Raw genomic sequence first — 17,795 nt, 5'->3', positions numbered from 1 at the left:
AACTGGAATAACGGGAGCAACCGGAATAACAGGCCCAACCGGAGAAACGGGGCCGACCGGAATAACAGGCCCAACCGGAGAAACAGGCCCGACCGGAGAAACGGGCCCAATTGGAATAACGGGCCCAACAGGAGAAACGGGCCCGACTGGAATAACGGGACCAACAGGAGTAACCGGGCTAACCGGAGAAACGGGACCGACCGGAGCAACAGGCCCTACTGGGGGTATTGGTCCTATCACAACAACCAATTTGTTATATTATACTTTTGCAGATGGAGAGAAACTTATATATACAAATGCCGATGGGATACCTCAATATGGTACAACGAATATATTATCGCCTAGTGAAGTTTCATATATTAATTTATTTATTAATGGAATAATGCAACCACAGCCATTATATGAGGTGAGTACTGGTAAATTAACTTTATTGGATACTCAACCTCCATCGCAAGGATCTTCAATTATATTACAATTTATCATTATTAATTAAAAGGACAGATCCTTAATGAAAAGGAATCTGTCTTTTTTTGTTTTATATTTAAATAGTTAAAATTAAGTGAAGGTACATTCAATTTCTAGCTGTCATAAATGGTTGAATGATAGGGATTTTAACTTCAATCCTTTTCACAGTGTATTGGAATAAAATATAAAATGAATTTTTCAATATATTATATGAGAGTTCTCTATAATACAAACGGCTTCATGTTTAAAAAGAGAACACAATCTTAGTAAAGAAATAATGTATATTTATATAAAAAAATAGCACTGTTAATTGTTGAGTATATTCAAATTAATATGTGTATTTAAACCTAAGAGATAAACGTGGAAAAATAAAATAAACCCGTAAGTTTAGGTATTTAATCTAAGCAGTCAATTATTAAAAACATATAATTAATATGTGAGTCATGAACATAATTAAATAGCGTTTGTAAGTTTAATTATATTTCATGTTTCCTATTTTAAGTCAATATATAACATATTTTTTTACAACTTTATGATCCTTATAATAGGAAAAACTCAAATATAAAACAAGTAAGGAGGACATAAATGACAAACAATAATTGTTTTGGTCATAACCACTGCAATAATCCGATTGTTTTCACTCCAGATTGCTGTAACAATCCACAAACAGTTCCGATTACTAGTGAGCAATTAGGTAGATTAATTACTTTACTAAACTCTTTAATAGCGGCTATTGCAGCGTTTTTTGCAAATCCAAGTGATGCAAACAGATTAGCTTTACTCAATTTGTTTACTCAACTATTGAACTTACTAAATGAATTAGCACCTTCCCCAGAAGGGAATTTCTTAAAACAATTAATTCAAAGTATTATTAATTTACTACAATCTCCTAACCCAAATCTAAGTCAATTACTTTCTTTATTACAACAATTCTACAGTGCTCTTGCACCATTCTTCTTCTCTTTAATTATTGACCCTGCAAGTTTACAACTTTTATTAAACTTATTAACTCAATTAATTGGTGCTACTCCAGGAGGCGGAGCAACAGGTCCAACAGGTCCAACAGGTCCAGGAGGCGGAGCGACAGGTCCAACAGGCCCAACAGGAGCGACAGGTCCAGCAGGTACTGGTGGAGCAACAGGTTTAACAGGAGCAACAGGTTTAACAGGAGCAACAGGCTTAACAGGAGCGACAGGTCCAACAGGAGCAACAGGTCCAACAGGAGCAACAGGTTTAACAGGAGCAACTGGTGCAACTGGTGGCGGAGCTATTATTCCATTTGCTTCAGGTACAACACCATCTGCGTTAGTTAACGCGTTAGTAGCTAATACAGGAACTCTTCTTGGATTTGGATTTAGTCAGCCTGGTGTAGCTTTAACTGGTGGAACTAGTATCACATTAGCATTAGGTGTAGGTGATTATGCATTTGTAGCACCACGTGCAGGAACTATCACGTCATTAGCAGGTTTCTTTAGTGCAACAGCTGCATTAGCTCCAATATCACCTGTTCAAGTGCAAATACAAATATTAACTGCACCTGCAGCAAGCAATACGTTTACAGTACAAGGCGCACCTCTTTTATTAACACCAGCATTTGCCGCAATAGCGATTGGTTCTACAGCATCAGGTATCATAGCTGAAGCTATTCCAGTAGCTGCTGGAGATAAAATACTACTGTATGTTTCATTAACAGCAGCAAGTCCAATAGCTGCAGTTGCTGGATTTGTAAGTGCAGGTATTAATATCGTTTAATTTGTTACAATGTTTAGTAGGAAATTAAACAGGGGTTTGTATATAGTCCTTCCTAATAAATTTAGGAAGGACTATATTTTTTGAGGAAATAAGTAATAAATCAATTGAATAATTACTCTTTATTAAGTTCGTATAAAAAAGTATAATTTACCCTTTCTCATTTAAGGCATAAGTTATGTAACTTTAAAAATTTCCGATCAGCAAAAAAAGATGAATTCTTTTAAAAAAGAATTCATCCATAAAATAAACTATTTATTTTTATTGCAGTTACATCCTTTTTTCTTTACATAGCCTTGCTCGGCTAAGTCTCTTTGCGATTGGGAATTGGAAGATTGAGAATTGGAAGATTGAGAGGATGCTGAAGAGCTACTATTTTTATTATAAGAGTAGTTTTTTCGATAGTTATAATTACTCATAGTACTATCACCTCCAATTTAATATATAAATATTATATGTATGTACACTATCAATTGTTACTATTTTTAATAGGAAGAGAAGATACAATAAAAAAATCTCCTCGGTATTTTCCTAGGAGATAAACTATGTTTTTTTGAAAATTTACAAATTAATAGCCCCAGTAAAGAGGAAAGTAATAAGAATCTTGGTGATGCGGATTATGTTGTTGAGCGAGGGGCTGGGTTGGATAATTTTTCGTTTCACGGTTTTGATTGCAGTTTGAAGGAGGACCAATTACAGTAGTTGATTGAATAGGGGAAACCGCTTGTTTCCATTGTTGTTCATTGAGGCAGTAAGTATGGGCCATCATATGAGCCGGAGTTAATCTTAAAATATCAGAACCGAAAATAACTTCTGGCGCTGGGGCATTGAAAATAGCTAATAAATGAGTATTATCTGCTGTAGCAATTTCATAATGCCACCACGCTTGTGGAATGTTGGCAACTTGCCCCGGTTTTATCGGTAAGTTTAAAATTTGATTCGTAAATGGATTAAGTAAAGAAACAACAGCAGACCCTGAAATACAATAAACAAGTTCAGTTGCATTTTGATGAATATGTGGTTCTACAACATTTCCTGTACTTAAATAAATATCTAATAAAGAAGTATTTTCTAAAGTATTTAATTGTTTAATACCGAGTACATTTATATAATTTTGGGCATCTTTCCGAAAAAAATTACTTTTATTTACATCATAAGTAAAATTGGTTGAGGGAGAGGTATAGTCGATGTTGGCAGTCAATTGTATTACCCGCCTTTCTATAGGGAAGTTAGGTTACAAAATTAGGATATGAGTCTAGTCTTTGTTTTGTGCTGTTGTCGGCAGCTTAATAAATTCACTTATTTCATAAAGAATAAGGTGTTAATACTAAACTATATTCGTATTCCCATTCATACTTTGGATTGATGGAAAAAAGTAATGAAAATGTTAATTTAAAAGTACATCAATCATTTATAAGGAGTGAATGTTCATGTCATTTAGTGAAATGATTAGAAATGAAGTACTCAGCTGGGCGGGTGTTTCTGAAAAACCGCATCGATTTGGTGGTATTGAAATAAATTATGGTAAGAAAGAACTTGGCCATCTTCATGGTGATAAATTAGCTGATTTACCATTTCCGAAGTTAAAGCGAGATGAATTAGTGAAGCAAGGATTGGTAAAACCACATCACGTATTACCTGAATCAGGATGGATCAGTTATTATATAAAGAGTGAAGAGGATATTCCATTTGCAATTGAGTTATTTCGTATGCAATATGAACGAATTAAAAAGTAATGAAATAAAGTAGGGTAATAAAAATTTATTTTCATGTCACATCCCTCCTTAATCGTTCGTCTTGTATGTAGAACGATAAGGAGGGATTTTATTATGAATACATTTGATGTAGCAATTATTGGCGGTGGGCTTGCTGGATTAACAGCATCTATATATTTAGCGAAAGCTGGAAAGAAAGTGATTGTATTAGAAAAATCCAGTCAATTCGGTGGCCGAGGGATGACTATAAATAAAAATGGAATCTGCATGAATCTTGGTGCACATGCTTTATATAGAGGCGGAGCAGCGTTTATAACTTTTAATGAGCTCGGTTTGAATCTTCCAGGTGGAATACCATCTACAAAAGCACATGGAATATGGAAAGGGGATATATTCACCATCCCAACAGATTTTCGCTCAATTTTATCAACACCACTACTTTCGTGGTCTGCAAAAGTACAATTCTCACGTCTTATGATTCGTTTAGGAAATTTAGATGTAGGAGAAGTTCCGAAAATGAGTCTAACTACATGGGCAGAAAATGAAATAAAAGATCCAATGGTTCGCAATATATTTTATGCGCTATGCCGGACAACAACATATACGTTTGCTCCTACAATACAATTAGCATCATCTGTACTAAAGCAAATACAGCTTTCTATAAAAGCAGGAGTGCTTTATGTAGATGGTGGTTGGGAGACGATAATAACAAAATTAAGAGATTTAGCGAATGATGTCGGGGTAAAATTTTTGGCTAAAAAGCATGTTTTGGAAATAGAGCATTATGAAGATAAACAAAGAATACATTGTGTTGATGATGAGGTTTTTGAAGTAGGTACAGTCATCGTGACGACTCCGCCAAAAGAGGCTTGTAAAATAATAAAAGGTGCAGAAGGAACAAGTTTGCATAGATGGAGTGAACAATCGGTACCGGTTACTGTTGCTGCATTAGATATTGGCTTGAGACAATTACCCAATCCTACACATCAATTTGTATTAGGATTAGATCAACCTATATTTTTCACAAATCAATCGAGAGCAGCTAAATTAAGTGAAGATGGATCAATTGCAGTGAGTCTAATTAAGTACCATAATCCTATGCTAGAGATGAATCATATTCATGAAGATAAAGAACAGTTGGAAAGTACGATGGAGTTGTTACATCCAAATTGGAAAAGAGAAGTTGTTGCACAGCAATATTTACCGAAAATAACAGTAGTACATGATTTTCCTCATATTGACCGTGTTGAAAAGCCGGGTCCTAATATACCTGAAATGCCAGGTGTTTATGTTGCAGGAGATTGGGCAGGGCATGATGAAATATTAGCTGATGCTGCGGTAGCAAGCGGGAAACGTGCAGCGTTACACATTTTAAAGCAATATGAAAGTGAGGCAGTTCATCATGGAAACGGAGCAGTTATATGAAGCGTATCAACCATTATTATTTTCGTTAGCATACAGAATCCTTGGGAGTGTTATGGATGCTGAGGATATCGTTCAGGATGTATTTATCTCGCTAAATAATATAGAAGATCCTCAATCTATAGAAAATATGAAAGCATATTTATGTAAGATGGCGACAAATCGTTCAATTGATAAATTACGATCGGCAGCGCATAAACGTAACGTGTATGTAGGGATGTGGTTGCCAGAGCCAATTGTAGAAGAGAGTGATGAGCCATCAAAGTCATTTATAATGAAAGAATCCCTTTCCACCGCATATTTATTACTTTTACAACAATTATCTGAGGTAGAAAGGATTGTTTTCATATTAAGAGAGGTTTTCAGTTATGAATACGAAGAAATAGCTTCAATTGTTGATAAGAGTAGTGTGAACTGCAGGAAAATCTTTCAACGTGCTCGAAAAAGCATGTTGGAGAAACCGAAGCAATCAAAATTAAGCACAGAGAAAATGGCTTCTTATGTTGAAAAGTTTGTATCATCATTACAGTGTGGGGATGCGGAAGGTATGTTAGAAGTATTAAAAACAGATGCTATACTCAAAGCTGATGGTGGTGGTAAAGTTACGACTGCTATTAACCCGATTTATTCTGCGGATCGAATTATACGTTTGTTCTTTGGGATTGCACAACGATTGACAGAAGAGTACACTGTTGATTTCAAAATGGTCAATGGTATACCAGGAGTTATAGTTACAATAAATAATAAAGTAACTTATGTTCTTTCGTTTGCATTTGAGGATGAGAAAATTTCAAATATTTATATGATGGTTAACCCTGAAAAACTTATGCATTTAAATGTAAAAATATAAAAAAGCGCATTTCTTCAGAAATGCGTTTTTTTATTATTTTTCTAACATTTCAAGAGGTACATCTTTTTCGCCAGCTACCTCAAATTTAATTTCCCCGTCTTCTTCATAAATACGTGTAATAATCGGTATAGTAATCATTAATTTTTTATGCTGCTTTCGTTTTCGAGCAGCATCTAAGCTAATCACGTTCATTTGTAAGCATCCTTTCTTCTGGAAATATATAAACAAAGAAAATGCGTCCGAAAAGGGCGCTTAATTGAATTTGAAATACCGATTCATTTAAATGGGGTTTATATAATTTAATAACTGCAATTTTAATATGAAATAATATGAATGGAATAATTGCACGTAGAAATTAACTTTACCAAAAAACGAAACAATATGCTATAAAAAAATTCAAATCTTTGTCATATAATAGGAAAAAGGTCTTTGTTTCGCATATAATGAAAGTAGACGGGCAGCAAGAGCTTTTTCATCATATTGCTTTGGAAAGGCGATGAAAAAAATGGATACGTTAGATTCATTATTATTTCAACTTGAACAATATGGAGAAGAGCATGATCGAAATAAAAAAACACGGGAAGAAAAATTACGGAATATTACTCGTGAGATGGGGCAATTTTTATCAATTTTAGTAAAAGGGTGTAGCGCAAAAAACATTTTAGAAATCGGAACTTCTAATGGCTATTCTACATTGTGGTTAGCTAATGCGGTAGAAGAAACAAATGGAAATGTAACAACTGTAGAGCTTTCTTCAGAACGAGTTGGAGAGGCACTTGTCAATTTTGAAAAGGCAAACCTTTTACAAAGGATTGATGTTCATAATCAAGAAGCAGGGGCATTTTTAGATGCGCAATTAGATCATTCATTTGATTTTATTTTCCTAGATTCAGAGCGTACGCAATACATGTGGTGGCTTGAGCATATAAAACGCATTTTACAACCAAAGGGTTTTCTTGTTGTTGATAACGCAACCTCTCATGCAAATGAATTAGCCGAGTTTAAAAAAATGATAGAAGAAGATGAAATGTTTGAAACGGTGTTATTGGCATTTCAAAATGGAGCATTCGTAGCGCGCAAGAAGAAATAGGAGTGAGCGCAATATAATTATCACATTGAAAAAGGGTGTATGTCAAAAGATTGAGTACAGAAGGATAGGAGAACATAATTTATAGTAACATACGAAGAATCCGCCTTCAGCATGTCGTTCTCTAGGTCTTAAGTCTGAGGAAAATTATGTTGTTTACAGGTATACTTATAGTAAGAAACAGGGAATGACTGCATAAACAGGCATTTCTAAAAAAATCGATTTCAAGCAATCAGAATGTATATGAAATACGATATAATAGATGAAATATAGTGCATATAAATTCGCACATATAAATAAAGGAGCGATTTTGTTGACTGAACTCGAGAAAAAAGAACCTGTATCGATCGTGAAAGATAATAATGTAGAAGTAGTGGTTGATACAGTTATAAAAGATGCAGAATTAGAGGAACTGAATAAAGAAGCTGATCTTTATGTACAAAAGTTAAATAGCGAGCAAAATACAGATTTATCAAAAGTATTGTCTCAGCTAGGAGATTTAGGAGATAAAGAGCAACAAGCAGCAGGACAAACGTTGTCAGCATTAAAACGTCCTGTAACAGCGATGATGAATGGAAAGAACGAAGAAATTCCAAATACATTGTTAGAATTACGAAAAGTGGTATCAGAACTTGATCCGAATTCATTAAAAGCAAGTGGTATGAAGAAAATTATGTTTAAAGTATTCAAGAAAAATCCACTTGAAACATACGTGCATAAATATCAATCTATAGATAAGCAAATTGAGGAGATTATAAGATCCCTTCTAATTGGTCGTGACAACTTACAAGAAGATACAGTTGGTCTTGAAATGCTTAAAGAGCAATCGCATGATAAAATTCACGCTCTTGATAAGCAAGTATACTTAGGGAAAAAACTTGCTGGCATGCTGGAAGCTGAGAAACAAAATCCAGAACGTCAAAGAGATATTCCATTAATTAACGATGCGTTAGAAAAGATACTTGTACGTACACGTAATATGCAGCAAGCGAAAAGTGTTTTATTACAATCTATCGCATCTGTAGACATTATTAAGAAAAATAATGAAAAGTTAACAGAGGCAATTCGTAATGCAATTACGATGACGCAAAACGTTGTAACGGTTTCAGCTGCTATTCAGTTAGCGTTAACAAATCAACGGAAAACAATCGATGCAGTGAATGCGACAAATGAAGCAATTGAATCGATGGTATTAAGTAATTCTCAAGCGTTAAAACAAAATACAGAAGAAACGACAAAATTGCTTGAAAACCCTGCTATTAGCATGGATAAATTACGTGAATCATTCCAAAATGTGTTCGCTGCAATTGAAGCATCTGAAAAATCGTCAGAACGTATTATCGAGTCAAGTAAGAAGTTCGTTATTGAACTAGACACATTTAATGATGAGATGAAGCAGAAACTCATTCAGCGTCCAAGGAAATAAAGGATTATTAGAGGAGGTGAACAAATGAGTTTCATTCAAACAGTATTATTACTACTCGGTACATTGCTTTTAATAGCATTTACTGTCGTTGTTTTAGTCGTATATTTCGGACGGAAGCTGTATTTTTCATGGACGAAGCCATATAAAAGAGCGCAAGATTCTTTAGACAAGTTATCAAACAAATCAATACCGTTTCTACAAGAATTTACACAACATCCACTGTTTTATCGCTGGATTCGCACTGAAGGAAAGAAAGAACAAAATACATTAAATACTCTATTTTGTGCATCAGGTCAACGTACGAGAGAACAAGTCTTCTCGATGTTACCGAAAGAAAAGCAGAAAAAAGTGCATGTAATGGCAAAAACTACGAAAAAGCTTACGAATGAAGATATTGATGTAGCTGCGATGAAAGTGAAAGATTTCTTAAGACAAGAGACACAGCAAACTGTAAAACCGACAGACTTATCATTTTACAAATTGTATTTTTATGACCGTTATCCAGACGCATTAAATACAATTCAAGCGTATAAACGCTCAATAAATCCTTCATTACAAAGAACGGTTGATGATATTACAATTTCAGTATTGAATGCACTTCCGTACTATCAAGAGCAACGCATGTTTGAACAACAACATAAACTTGAAACGTTCTTAATGAAAGATTTAACGGCCATGTTATCGTTGGTAGTTCAATTACCACCTTCACAAAGACCAGAGAAAGAAGAAGAACTGAAAATCTACTTGGAAAATTTCCAAAAAGAAATGGAAGTAGTAGAGCGAGATATTCGCGACTCAATTGATCACGATTTAAATGTGAAGATGAGAGCAGCGACTGAGAAGTTTAAGAATAAATAACAAAAAGCGCCTTAAAAGCTAAGTATCACAGCTTTAGGGCGCTTTTTGTTATGAGATTTTATTTTGCACTAACGGTAGTATGACTAGAAGCCACACTTTCATTATGCAATCGATCAACTGCAGTTACGACATACGTATACGTTTCTCCAGAAATAGCGGTTTTATCTACATAAATTTCTCCAAGTGTTGTTTTTCTTACAGTAGTAAGTAAATTTTTCGGATTTTGTATATCCACTTCATTTTTCCCATTCGCGCGGTAAATAGCGTAATAAGTAGAATCATTATCTCTATTGTCAATGATACCGATTGCAATACCTTCATCTCTTGGAATGGCACCTTTTAAAGTCGGTTGTTTTGGTGGATCATGATCAAGCCAAGGCATAGGCGGAATTAATGCAGGATATTTATATATGTCTTTTGAGAGTCTATCTTTAGCTCCAAGTGGATTGTTATTAATATCTTTTAAGCTAAAATGCATACTACCTTTTATTTCAGGATATAGCCGGTTTAATGCAATTTGTCTTGGATATTCTTCTGGATCAGACCAAGCAGGGACGGAGTTATTATTAATTTTATAGGCCGCTTGACCGATGTATAGGTGAATCGGTTTGTTATTTGTTTCTTTAACCCACCAATCTACTAATATGTCATATGCAGCTGGGGTGAAACCTATATTCCAATATATTTGCGGTGTAATGTAGTCAATATATCCTTTTTGTATCCACTCACGTGTGTCAGCATAAAGGTCATCATAGTTTCTTTGACCTGCGGTTGTGTTAGAGCCAGTCGGATCGTCAGCTATATTTCTCCATACGCCGAATGGACTAATGCCAAACTTTACATATGATTTTTCTTGTTTTATAGCAGTATTTAAATTTTTTACAAGTTCATTTACATTGTTACGTCGCCAATCTTCTATATTTGTAAATCTACCGTTATTATATGTTTCGTACGTTTTCTGATCTGGAAATTCTTCACCGGCTACTTTATATGGATAAAAATAATCATCCATATGCAGCGCATCAATATCGTAATTTTGCACGATTTCTAAAGCACCTTCTGTTATAAATTTTTTCACTTCTGGAATACCGGGATTGTAATATAACTTTCCGCCATAAGGGACAACCCAATTGGGATGTTGCCTTGCAGGGTGATTATTTGATAATCGATTTATATCGGTGTGATTCATCGTTATTCGGTATGGGTTAATCCAAGCGTGGAATTCTATATTTCTTTTATGAGTTTCTTCAATCATAAATGCAAGCGGGTCATAACCAGGATCTTTTCCTTGTGTTCCTGTAATGTATTCAGACCAAGGACCGTAATTTGAAGGATAGAAAGCATCAGCGGTTGGTTTAATTTGTACAACAACTGCATTCATACCAGTGCTTTTTACATCGTCTAATAATCTTATAAATTCTTGTTTCTGTTTTTCAATGGGTAAGCCAGTTTTTGAGGGCCAATCAATATTCAGAACAGATGCAATCCATACAGCACGTAATTCATGTTTTTTGTATGCAGTATTTACTTCAGCATAAGTAGAGTGAGGGGGAATGAAAGAGAAAGGGATGAACAAGATGACGATACAACATATCATTAATAAACGTTTAACGATCATTTATACGCCTCCCTATCATATGATTATTTAAAATAATATAGGAGGCGAGGTTGACTTTGCAATAGAGAAAATTGCATATTGAAACATTAATTTAATAGGAAAAATATTTTTAATGAAATTTACTTTCATTATAACTAAATTCATTTACTACTTCATATGCTTGTTAGTAAAGTGAAACTTCCTTTCATTTGAAGGGTAATAAATTATAAGTATAGGAGGATTAATAAATGAAAGTTTTGTTCGTCTGTTCTGGAGGAATGTCCAGTGCAATTGTTGTAAACGCTTTAAAAAAAGAAGCGGAGAAAAATGGTGTGAACATGGAAGTGCATGCAATTGGAACGAATGAGGTAGAGGAAGAAGTAAAGAATGGCTGGGATGTCGTAATGGTGGCACCTCAAATAAGACACCGATTTGACTCTGTAAAAAAATTTGCAGAGGAGGAATCTATTCCGTGTGGCATCATTCCACCGCAAGCATACACGCCACTTGGAGGCCCGACTTTATTAAAAACTGTAAATGAATTAATTAGTTAGGAGGAAGCGTTATGAATAAGTTTGTCACGTTTCTTGATAAAAACTTATCTGGCCCGATGGCAAGGCTTTCTGAGCAGAGGCATCTACAAGCAATCCGTGATGGAGTTATTTCGGCGTTACCATTTATTATAGTAGGAAGCTTTTTTTTAATAGTAGCATTTCCACCACTGCCGAAAGATAGTTTCATATCGGTTTGGGCATTAAAGAATCAAACAAGTATATTGATACCATATCGTTTAACTATGTTTATTATGTCCTTATATATAGCATTTGGAATAGGATATAATTTAGCGAAAAGTTATAAATTAGATGCTTTATCAGGAGCACAGCTTGCGGTATGTTCACTACTTTTAACATTAACGCCTGAGTTAATTGATAAAAAAGGATTCATGCTTCCGATGACAAATATTGGAGGTCATGGATTATTTGTGACGATGATCGTCTCTATTTTATCAGTTGAGATTTTAAGGTTTTGTAAGAAGAATAACGTAACGATAAAAATGCCAGAACAAGTACCACCGTCAGTATCACGTTCATTTGAAGCACTTATACCTGCAGCATTCGTTATTATTATGATGAGTCTTATTACAGTCGTTTTTAAAGTTGATTTACATTACGTTGTAGATAAACTAGCCGCACCGTTAGTAAAAGCTGGTGATAGTTACTTTGGCGTTATTATACCTGTATTTTTAATTACGTTTTTCTGGTCTTTCGGGATACACGGAGTATCAGTTGTAGGTACTGTGGCAAGGCCACTTTGGGATGTGTATTTAGGAAAGAACGGTGAAGCTGTAGCAAGTGGAGCGAGTCATTTTCCGTTTATTGCACCAGAACCGTTTTATCAATGGTTTATTTGGATTGGTGGTTCGGGTGCAACGTTAGGGCTTGTGTTAGCTATGATTATATTTGGTCGATCAAAATATTCAAAAGCATTATCGAGAACATGTATTGTCCCTGGGATTTTTAATATAAATGAACCGGTTATATTCGGTTTGCCGATTGTATTAAATCCAATTTTAATTATTCCTTTCGTCATTACCCCGTTAGTAACAGCTACTATAGCGTATGCTGCAACCGCAATGGGATTTGTAACACCAACGCATATTATGCCGCCATGGACATTACCTGCTCCAATTGGTGCATATTTAGCAACAGGTGGAGATTGGCGTGCGATTGTATTAGTTTTTATAAATATAACAATATCGTTCCTTATTTATTTACCATTCTTTAAAATGTACGACAAAAATATGCTTGAAATCGAAAAGAATGGTGACGGAGAGTCGGTTAATCCTTAATCTACATGCTGTTATTTTGAGTGATAGACTTTTTGTCTATCACTTCTTTCACATTAAAACTAGAAAGGGGGAAATAGAATGAATATAAAATTTAGTTATAAAGGTGTGTTTTTATTACTATTTGGAGTGATTTGTGCAAATTTACTTTTTGTCCCTTTATTAGGCATGCTAAATTTATCACAAATGCATAGTATTTGGCTCGTTACAAGTATTGCGGCAAGCGTTTTGCTTACGGTAGTTGTTTCTTTCATTGATGGATCGTTTGCATCGAAAGCTCAGTTGTTTTTTAGATTTATATTGTTTTCGATTGGTTGTACGTTCGTTACTTACATGCTTGTTTTTTAGTAAATAGGAGGTCATGCATGTTATGTATGTTGCAGGGGTAATGTCCGGTACTTCGTTAGACGGAATAGATGTAGCACTCGTTCATATAGATGGAAGCGGTGTAGATTCTAAAGTTGAACTCATCCATTTTACTACTGTGCCATTTTGTAATGATATGAAAAATGATATCCAGCAGGCATTATCAATAGAAAATTCAAATGTACAACTTATATGCAGTTTGAATTTTAAACTCGGTTTACGCTTCGCAAACGCTGTAAAGGAAGTTTGTAAAGAGGCCAATTTTCCTTTGAGACAATTAGATTTAATTGGTTCTCACGGACAAACGATTTATCATCAGCCACAGCAAGATGGAGGTATGATTCCTTCTACATTACAAATTGGAGAACCAGCAATTATAGCGTATGAAACGAATACGACGGTTATTTCTAATTTTCGAACGATGGACATGGCAGCTGGAGGACAAGGAGCACCACTTGTACCATATTCAGAGATTATTTTATATCGTCACCAAACTAAAAATAGACTACTACAAAATATCGGCGGGATTGGTAATGTGACTGTAATACCAAGTCAACTAAGTGAGAAAAGCGTTATAGCATTTGATACAGGTCCAGGTAATATGGTAATGGATGAAGTATGTCAAAGGTTGTTTCAGTTGTCATATGATCAAAATGGTAACATTGCAAAACAAGGAGTAGTTGTAGAAGAGGTTTTGACATATTGTATGAATCATCCATTTTTGAAAATGAATCCACCGAAATCAACTGGTAGAGAACAGTTTGGAGAAGCGTTTGTGACTGGATTATTGAATCGATTTAAAAAGCATAGTAAAGAAAATATATTGGCAACTGTCACGATGTTTACAGCATGTTCAATTGTTCATCATTATAAGGCGTTTATTTTGCCGTATTATGAAATTGATGAGGTGATTTTAGGTGGTGGTGGAAGTTATAATAATACACTTGTTGAAATGTTACGGAATGGATTAAGAGAAGAGAAATGTAGCATATGTATACAAGAAGATATTGGTCACTCTTCAGCAGCGAAAGAAGCAATTGCGTTTGCTATTTTAGCAAACGAAACGTATCATCGTAATTCAAGTAATGTGCCGAGCGCAACAGGTGCTAAGAATTCCGTAATTTTAGGGAATATAACATTCCCTCCATACGCAGATGAAAATGAGGCGAACATATGAAGTATATGATTGGAGTAGATGGCGGGGGAACGAAGACAGAGGCAATTGCATTTGATCAAGATGGAAATGAAGTTGTAAGAGGTACGAGCAGATTTGGAAATGTATTAATAGATTTTGATCAGGCACTTTTGCATATTATGGAAGCAATTAATCAATGCCAGAAGAGTTTAATGAATGAGCATTGCGTTTGTATTTGTTTAGGATTAGCTGGTATAAGCGGAGGGAATACAAATGAATTAATATTACGTTTAAAAAAGAAATACGGAACAAAAATTGAAATTTTTAATGATGCAATGATCGCGCATGCAGCTGCTTTAAAAGGTAAGGAGGGAATATTAACTATAGGTGGTACAGGTGCAATTTGTATAGGAAAGAAAGAGGAAGTATATCAGTATAGCGGTGGATGGGGACATATTTTAGGAGATGAGGGGAGCGGATATTGGATTGCATTACAAGCTTTAAAGAAAATGGCAATTCAGTTCGATCAAGGAATCAGTCTTTGTCCATTGAGTTTGAACATTCAAAGGCAGTTTCAACTTTTGACACCGTCTCATATAAAAAGCTTAGTATATACTTCTTCTAAAGATAAAATTGCAGCAATCGCGCCATTAGTTATTCAGGAAGCGAGAAATGGCAATGATGATGCGGATGAAATTATGATGCAAGCTGGAAAGGAATTGGCAAGGATTACAGTAAGTGTTTATAACAAGTTGAACTTTAAGCACTCAACGCCAATTGCAGTAAGTGGCAGTATATTGCGTTTAGTTCCTGAAATATTTGCTGTATTTAAGAAATGCTGTGAAGATAGTATGAAAGAAATTACATTCGTATCACAAGCAGAAATGGCAGTGAAAGGAACATATTATTTAATGAGGGATATATATTTTTAAAAATAGTGTATGAGAATTTTTGTATGATTTGTAAAAATATGATGTTAAAATGTATAAAGGGATGTATGTTAAAAACGTACAATATACGTAGTAATTGAATATTGTATATGTAATCCCATGTAGAAAGTGAATGATTACATGATTAATAGTATGCAGTTTTTATATTTGGTGGCTTCTTATTTAATTGGAAACATATTGACCGCTTATATAGTAACAAAATTGAGACATAACGTTGATATTAGGGATGAAGGAAGCGGAAATCCTGGCGCAAGAAATATGGGGCGCGTATATGGAAAAGGGTATTTCATCGCTACATTTTTAGGTGATGCGATTAAAGGGGCAATCGTTGTTGCTGTAGCAAAATATCTTTTTGAAGATCCTACATTCGTAATGTTAACATTATTGGCCGTTATTATTGGACATATTTATCCAGTTTTATTTAAAGGCAAGGGCGGTAAAGGTATTTCAACATTTATAGGAGGACTAATCGCATTTGATTATTTGATAGCGCTTACCCTCTTAGGCATTTTTATTGTATTTTATTTAATATTTAAAGGGTTTACGAAGCCAGGACTAATTACAATTGCTTGTTTACCAATTTGTATGATTCTTTATTCTTATTCTATTGTTACCACTATATTAAGTGGAATGATTATTGTACTTATTCTATATGTGAATCGAGAATAAAATGAATGTTTAATAAGTGGGGATAATCTCCACTTATCATTTTTTATTAAATAGATAAAGGAGATAAGGCATGGGGTTAATTTATAAAGTTGCTGATCAAGATTGGGAATTTGAAAGTATACATAAATTAAATTATAAAACTTTTGTGGAAGAGATACCACAACATGAAGAAACGAAAGACCGGTTTCGTATAGATCGGTTTCATAAAGAAAATACATATTTAATTTGTTTAGATGAGGATAGATTAGTAGGTATGGTCGCAGTGCGGGGAAAACGACCATTCTCGTTAGATTATAAAATCTCAAATTTAGATGTTTATTTGCAAGAGCATGGAGAAAAAATGTATGAAATTCGTTTGCTTTCAGTAGAACGTGAATATAGAAATGGAAGAGCGTTGTTAGGATTAATTCGTTTTCTACATCGTTATTTGCTTCTAAATGGATATGAATTAGCACTCATTTCTGCAACAACACGTGAACTAGCTTTATATGAGCAAATGGGATTCAAATCTTTCCATACGTTAGTTGGTACAGAAGAAGCAGCCTTCCAGCCAATGTATGTTACCCCTGCTATGTTTGAAGAGTCGAGTGTTGGGGGGATTATGACGAAAGAATATACGTTTTTACCTGGTCCAGTAGATATTGAAGAGAACGTTCGAAAGGCATTTTCTACGCGGCCTATTTCGCATCGCTCTAAGTCATTTCAAGTGATGATGGGCAATGTAAAAAAACGGTTACTTTACATGACAAAAGCAAAACATGTACAGCTTATGTTAGGAACAGGGACGTTAGCAAATGATGCGATTGCTTTACAGTTACGTTCTTTAAAAGGGAAAGGACTAGTATTAGCAAATGGGGAATTTGGTAATAGATTAGTTGGACATGCAAAACGAGCACGGTTACATTTTGATACGTATAAAAAGGAAATGGGAGATCCATTTATTTATACCGAATTAGAAGAAATCATGACAACTGGAAATTATGAATGGATTTGGTTTGTTCATCATGAAACATCTACTGGAATGTTAAACGATTTAAACGAGCTAAATACTCTTTGTAACGAGAATCAAATAAAACTATGTGTAGATTGCATAAGCTCAATTGGAGCAATACCATTATCCTTGAAGGATGTGTATTTTGCAAGTGGTGTTAGCGGTAAAGCGATTAAATCATATACAGGAATTTCTTTCGTTTTTCATAACCACATTGTAAAAATAAACGAGGCTGTGCCGGCCTATATGGACATTGGTATGTATGAAGAAAATGAAAGCATTCCATACTCACAATCATGGAATTTAATTTATGCATTACAAGAAGCGTTGAAGCGATTTGAAGATGAAAAGGTATTTGTAAAAATTAAAGAGACATACGAGTATGTTGAAGAAGTTATTACTGATATGGGCTTAAAGCTTGTTTCACCTAAAGAACATGCCGCGCCAATTATACTTACTATTGTATTAAGCGAAGACCATTCTTCTAAAGTAGTAGGCGATGCATTAGCATTACAAGGATACATCGTTCATTATGAGTCATCTTATTTACAAAAGAATAATTGGATCCAAATTGCATGTTTAAATCATTATAAAGAACGCGATATGAAAAGGATGTTAAATTGTTTGCAAATGTGTTTATTTCAGAGTGGGGTACATATATAAAGATTT

At 34.6% G+C, this 17,795-nt stretch carries 18 protein-coding genes; 15 read left to right on the top strand and 3 right to left on the bottom strand.

Going from position 1 to position 17,795, the window contains the following annotated elements; genetic code table 11:
* The coding region (locus HMPREF2590_RS08905) for a DUF4183 domain-containing protein (RefSeq protein WP_141763527.1) at positions 1 to 493 on the top strand (493 nt) is incomplete at its 5' end.
* Positions 494 to 1,050: 557 nt separating this feature from the next.
* Positions 1,051 to 2,217, top strand: a complete 1,167-nt coding sequence (locus tag HMPREF2590_RS08900; protein WP_070861388.1) for an exosporium glycoprotein BclB-related protein — start codon at positions 1,051 to 1,053, stop codon at positions 2,215 to 2,217.
* A gap of 565 nt (positions 2,218 to 2,782) precedes the next feature.
* Here HMPREF2590_RS08900 and HMPREF2590_RS08895 read toward each other — a convergent pair.
* Positions 2,783 to 3,415, bottom strand: a complete 633-nt coding sequence (locus tag HMPREF2590_RS08895; RefSeq protein ID WP_000126331.1) for a cupin domain-containing protein — start codon at positions 3,413 to 3,415, stop codon at positions 2,783 to 2,785.
* Between the two features lie 229 nt (positions 3,416 to 3,644).
* On the opposite strand from HMPREF2590_RS08895, the gene HMPREF2590_RS08890 reads away from it, so the two are divergent.
* From HMPREF2590_RS08890 to HMPREF2590_RS08880, 3 genes are all read left to right on the top strand, one after another.
* Positions 3,645 to 3,950 (top strand): luciferase domain-containing protein, encoded by a 306-nt coding sequence (locus HMPREF2590_RS08890; RefSeq protein ID WP_000010318.1) that lies wholly within the window; start codon positions 3,645 to 3,647, stop codon positions 3,948 to 3,950.
* A gap of 93 nt (positions 3,951 to 4,043) precedes the next feature.
* Positions 4,044 to 5,354 carry a phytoene desaturase family protein gene (locus HMPREF2590_RS08885; protein WP_001091200.1) on the top strand — a complete coding sequence of 437 codons (1,311 nt, stop codon included), beginning with the start codon at positions 4,044 to 4,046 and terminating at the stop codon, positions 5,352 to 5,354.
* Positions 5,332 to 6,201, top strand: a complete 870-nt coding sequence (locus HMPREF2590_RS08880; protein WP_000447142.1) for a sigma-70 family RNA polymerase sigma factor — start codon at positions 5,332 to 5,334, stop codon at positions 6,199 to 6,201. The genes HMPREF2590_RS08885 and HMPREF2590_RS08880 overlap by 23 nt, the downstream gene beginning before the upstream one ends.
* A gap of 33 nt (positions 6,202 to 6,234) precedes the next feature.
* Here the strand turns inward: HMPREF2590_RS08880 and HMPREF2590_RS30305 are convergent, their stop codons facing one another.
* Positions 6,235 to 6,393, bottom strand: coding sequence for a hypothetical protein (locus tag HMPREF2590_RS30305; RefSeq protein ID WP_001100984.1), 159 nt, complete (start codon positions 6,391 to 6,393; stop codon positions 6,235 to 6,237).
* Positions 6,394 to 6,697: 304 nt separating this feature from the next.
* Between HMPREF2590_RS30305 and HMPREF2590_RS08870 the strand changes: the two genes are divergently transcribed.
* From HMPREF2590_RS08870 to HMPREF2590_RS08860, 3 genes are all read left to right on the top strand, one after another.
* Complete coding sequence (locus HMPREF2590_RS08870) at positions 6,698 to 7,291, top strand: O-methyltransferase (RefSeq protein ID WP_002005067.1); 594 nt, start codon at positions 6,698 to 6,700, stop codon at positions 7,289 to 7,291.
* A gap of 310 nt (positions 7,292 to 7,601) precedes the next feature.
* On the top strand, positions 7,602 to 8,714 hold the full coding sequence (locus tag HMPREF2590_RS08865; protein WP_000137396.1) for a toxic anion resistance protein: 1,113 nt from the start codon (positions 7,602 to 7,604) through the stop codon (positions 8,712 to 8,714).
* A 24-nt stretch (positions 8,715 to 8,738) separates the two neighbouring features.
* Positions 8,739 to 9,572: a DUF3974 domain-containing protein gene (locus tag HMPREF2590_RS08860; RefSeq protein WP_000008378.1), complete on the top strand. Its 834-nt coding sequence runs from the start codon at positions 8,739 to 8,741 to the stop codon at positions 9,570 to 9,572.
* 58 nt (positions 9,573 to 9,630) lie between these two features.
* On the opposite strand, the gene HMPREF2590_RS08855 is transcribed toward HMPREF2590_RS08860, so the two are convergent.
* Positions 9,631 to 11,190: a glycoside hydrolase family 10-like protein gene (locus tag HMPREF2590_RS08855; RefSeq protein ID WP_000636010.1), complete on the bottom strand. Its 1,560-nt coding sequence runs from the start codon at positions 11,188 to 11,190 to the stop codon at positions 9,631 to 9,633.
* Between the two features lie 227 nt (positions 11,191 to 11,417).
* Here HMPREF2590_RS08855 and HMPREF2590_RS08850 point away from each other — a divergent pair, with 227 nt between their 5' ends.
* The 7 genes from HMPREF2590_RS08850 to HMPREF2590_RS08820 all read left to right on the top strand — a co-directional run bounded on the left by HMPREF2590_RS08850 (position 11,418) and on the right by HMPREF2590_RS08820 (position 17,789).
* A complete protein-coding gene (locus HMPREF2590_RS08850; RefSeq protein ID WP_000865907.1) occupies positions 11,418 to 11,723 on the top strand; it encodes a PTS sugar transporter subunit IIB in 306 nt (101 codons plus the stop codon).
* Between the two features lie 11 nt (positions 11,724 to 11,734).
* Complete coding sequence (locus tag HMPREF2590_RS08845) at positions 11,735 to 13,018, top strand: PTS sugar transporter subunit IIC (RefSeq protein ID WP_001032274.1); 1,284 nt, start codon at positions 11,735 to 11,737, stop codon at positions 13,016 to 13,018.
* A gap of 78 nt (positions 13,019 to 13,096) precedes the next feature.
* A complete protein-coding gene (locus HMPREF2590_RS08840; protein WP_001021965.1) occupies positions 13,097 to 13,363 on the top strand; it encodes a hypothetical protein in 267 nt (88 codons plus the stop codon).
* Between the two features lie 22 nt (positions 13,364 to 13,385).
* On the top strand, positions 13,386 to 14,558 hold the full coding sequence (gene anmK, locus HMPREF2590_RS08835) for an anhydro-N-acetylmuramic acid kinase AnmK (protein ID WP_000289010.1): 1,173 nt from the start codon (positions 13,386 to 13,388) through the stop codon (positions 14,556 to 14,558).
* Positions 14,555 to 15,448 carry a BadF/BadG/BcrA/BcrD ATPase family protein gene (locus HMPREF2590_RS08830; RefSeq protein ID WP_000876615.1) on the top strand — a complete coding sequence of 298 codons (894 nt, stop codon included), beginning with the start codon at positions 14,555 to 14,557 and terminating at the stop codon, positions 15,446 to 15,448. Before anmK ends, HMPREF2590_RS08830 begins: the two co-directional genes overlap by 4 nt.
* 138 nt (positions 15,449 to 15,586) lie before the next feature.
* On the top strand, positions 15,587 to 16,135 hold the full coding sequence (plsY, locus tag HMPREF2590_RS08825) for a glycerol-3-phosphate 1-O-acyltransferase PlsY (RefSeq protein ID WP_000610871.1): 549 nt from the start codon (positions 15,587 to 15,589) through the stop codon (positions 16,133 to 16,135).
* 70 nt (positions 16,136 to 16,205) lie between these two features.
* Positions 16,206 to 17,789, top strand: a complete 1,584-nt coding sequence (locus HMPREF2590_RS08820) for an aminotransferase class V-fold PLP-dependent enzyme (RefSeq protein WP_000523047.1) — start codon at positions 16,206 to 16,208, stop codon at positions 17,787 to 17,789.
* Positions 17,790 to 17,795: the final 6 nt, after the last annotated feature.

It is taken from the genome of Bacillus sp. HMSC036E02 (genome assembly GCF_001836235.1).
Classification (GTDB): domain Bacteria; phylum Bacillota; class Bacilli; order Bacillales; family Bacillaceae_G; genus Bacillus_A; species Bacillus_A cereus.
This window is presented reverse-complemented; position numbering and strand designations above follow the sequence as displayed.

Coding starts and splice junctions, on each gene's coding strand:
- HMPREF2590_RS08845 (WP_001032274.1), top strand. CDS start 11,735: ATGAATAAGTTTGTCACGTTTCTTGATAAAAACTTATCTGGCCCGATG.
- HMPREF2590_RS08840 (WP_001021965.1), top strand. CDS start 13,097: ATGAATATAAAATTTAGTTATAAAGGTGTGTTTTTATTACTATTTGGA.
- anmK (WP_000289010.1), top strand. CDS start 13,386: ATGTATGTTGCAGGGGTAATGTCCGGTACTTCGTTAGACGGAATAGAT.
- HMPREF2590_RS08850 (WP_000865907.1), top strand. CDS start 11,418: ATGAAAGTTTTGTTCGTCTGTTCTGGAGGAATGTCCAGTGCAATTGTT.
- HMPREF2590_RS08890 (WP_000010318.1), top strand. CDS start 3,645: ATGTCATTTAGTGAAATGATTAGAAATGAAGTACTCAGCTGGGCGGGT.
- plsY (WP_000610871.1), top strand. CDS start 15,587: ATGATTAATAGTATGCAGTTTTTATATTTGGTGGCTTCTTATTTAATT.
- HMPREF2590_RS08860 (WP_000008378.1), top strand. CDS start 8,739: ATGAGTTTCATTCAAACAGTATTATTACTACTCGGTACATTGCTTTTA.
- HMPREF2590_RS08820 (WP_000523047.1), top strand. CDS start 16,206: ATGGGGTTAATTTATAAAGTTGCTGATCAAGATTGGGAATTTGAAAGT.
- HMPREF2590_RS30305 (WP_001100984.1), bottom strand. CDS start 6,393: ATGAACGTGATTAGCTTAGATGCTGCTCGAAAACGAAAGCAGCATAAA.
- HMPREF2590_RS08880 (WP_000447142.1), top strand. CDS start 5,332: ATGGAAACGGAGCAGTTATATGAAGCGTATCAACCATTATTATTTTCG.
- HMPREF2590_RS08870 (WP_002005067.1), top strand. CDS start 6,698: ATGAAAAAAATGGATACGTTAGATTCATTATTATTTCAACTTGAACAA.
- HMPREF2590_RS08900 (WP_070861388.1), top strand. CDS start 1,051: ATGACAAACAATAATTGTTTTGGTCATAACCACTGCAATAATCCGATT.
- HMPREF2590_RS08855 (WP_000636010.1), bottom strand. CDS start 11,190: ATGATCGTTAAACGTTTATTAATGATATGTTGTATCGTCATCTTGTTC.
- HMPREF2590_RS08885 (WP_001091200.1), top strand. CDS start 4,044: ATGAATACATTTGATGTAGCAATTATTGGCGGTGGGCTTGCTGGATTA.
- HMPREF2590_RS08830 (WP_000876615.1), top strand. CDS start 14,555: ATGAAGTATATGATTGGAGTAGATGGCGGGGGAACGAAGACAGAGGCA.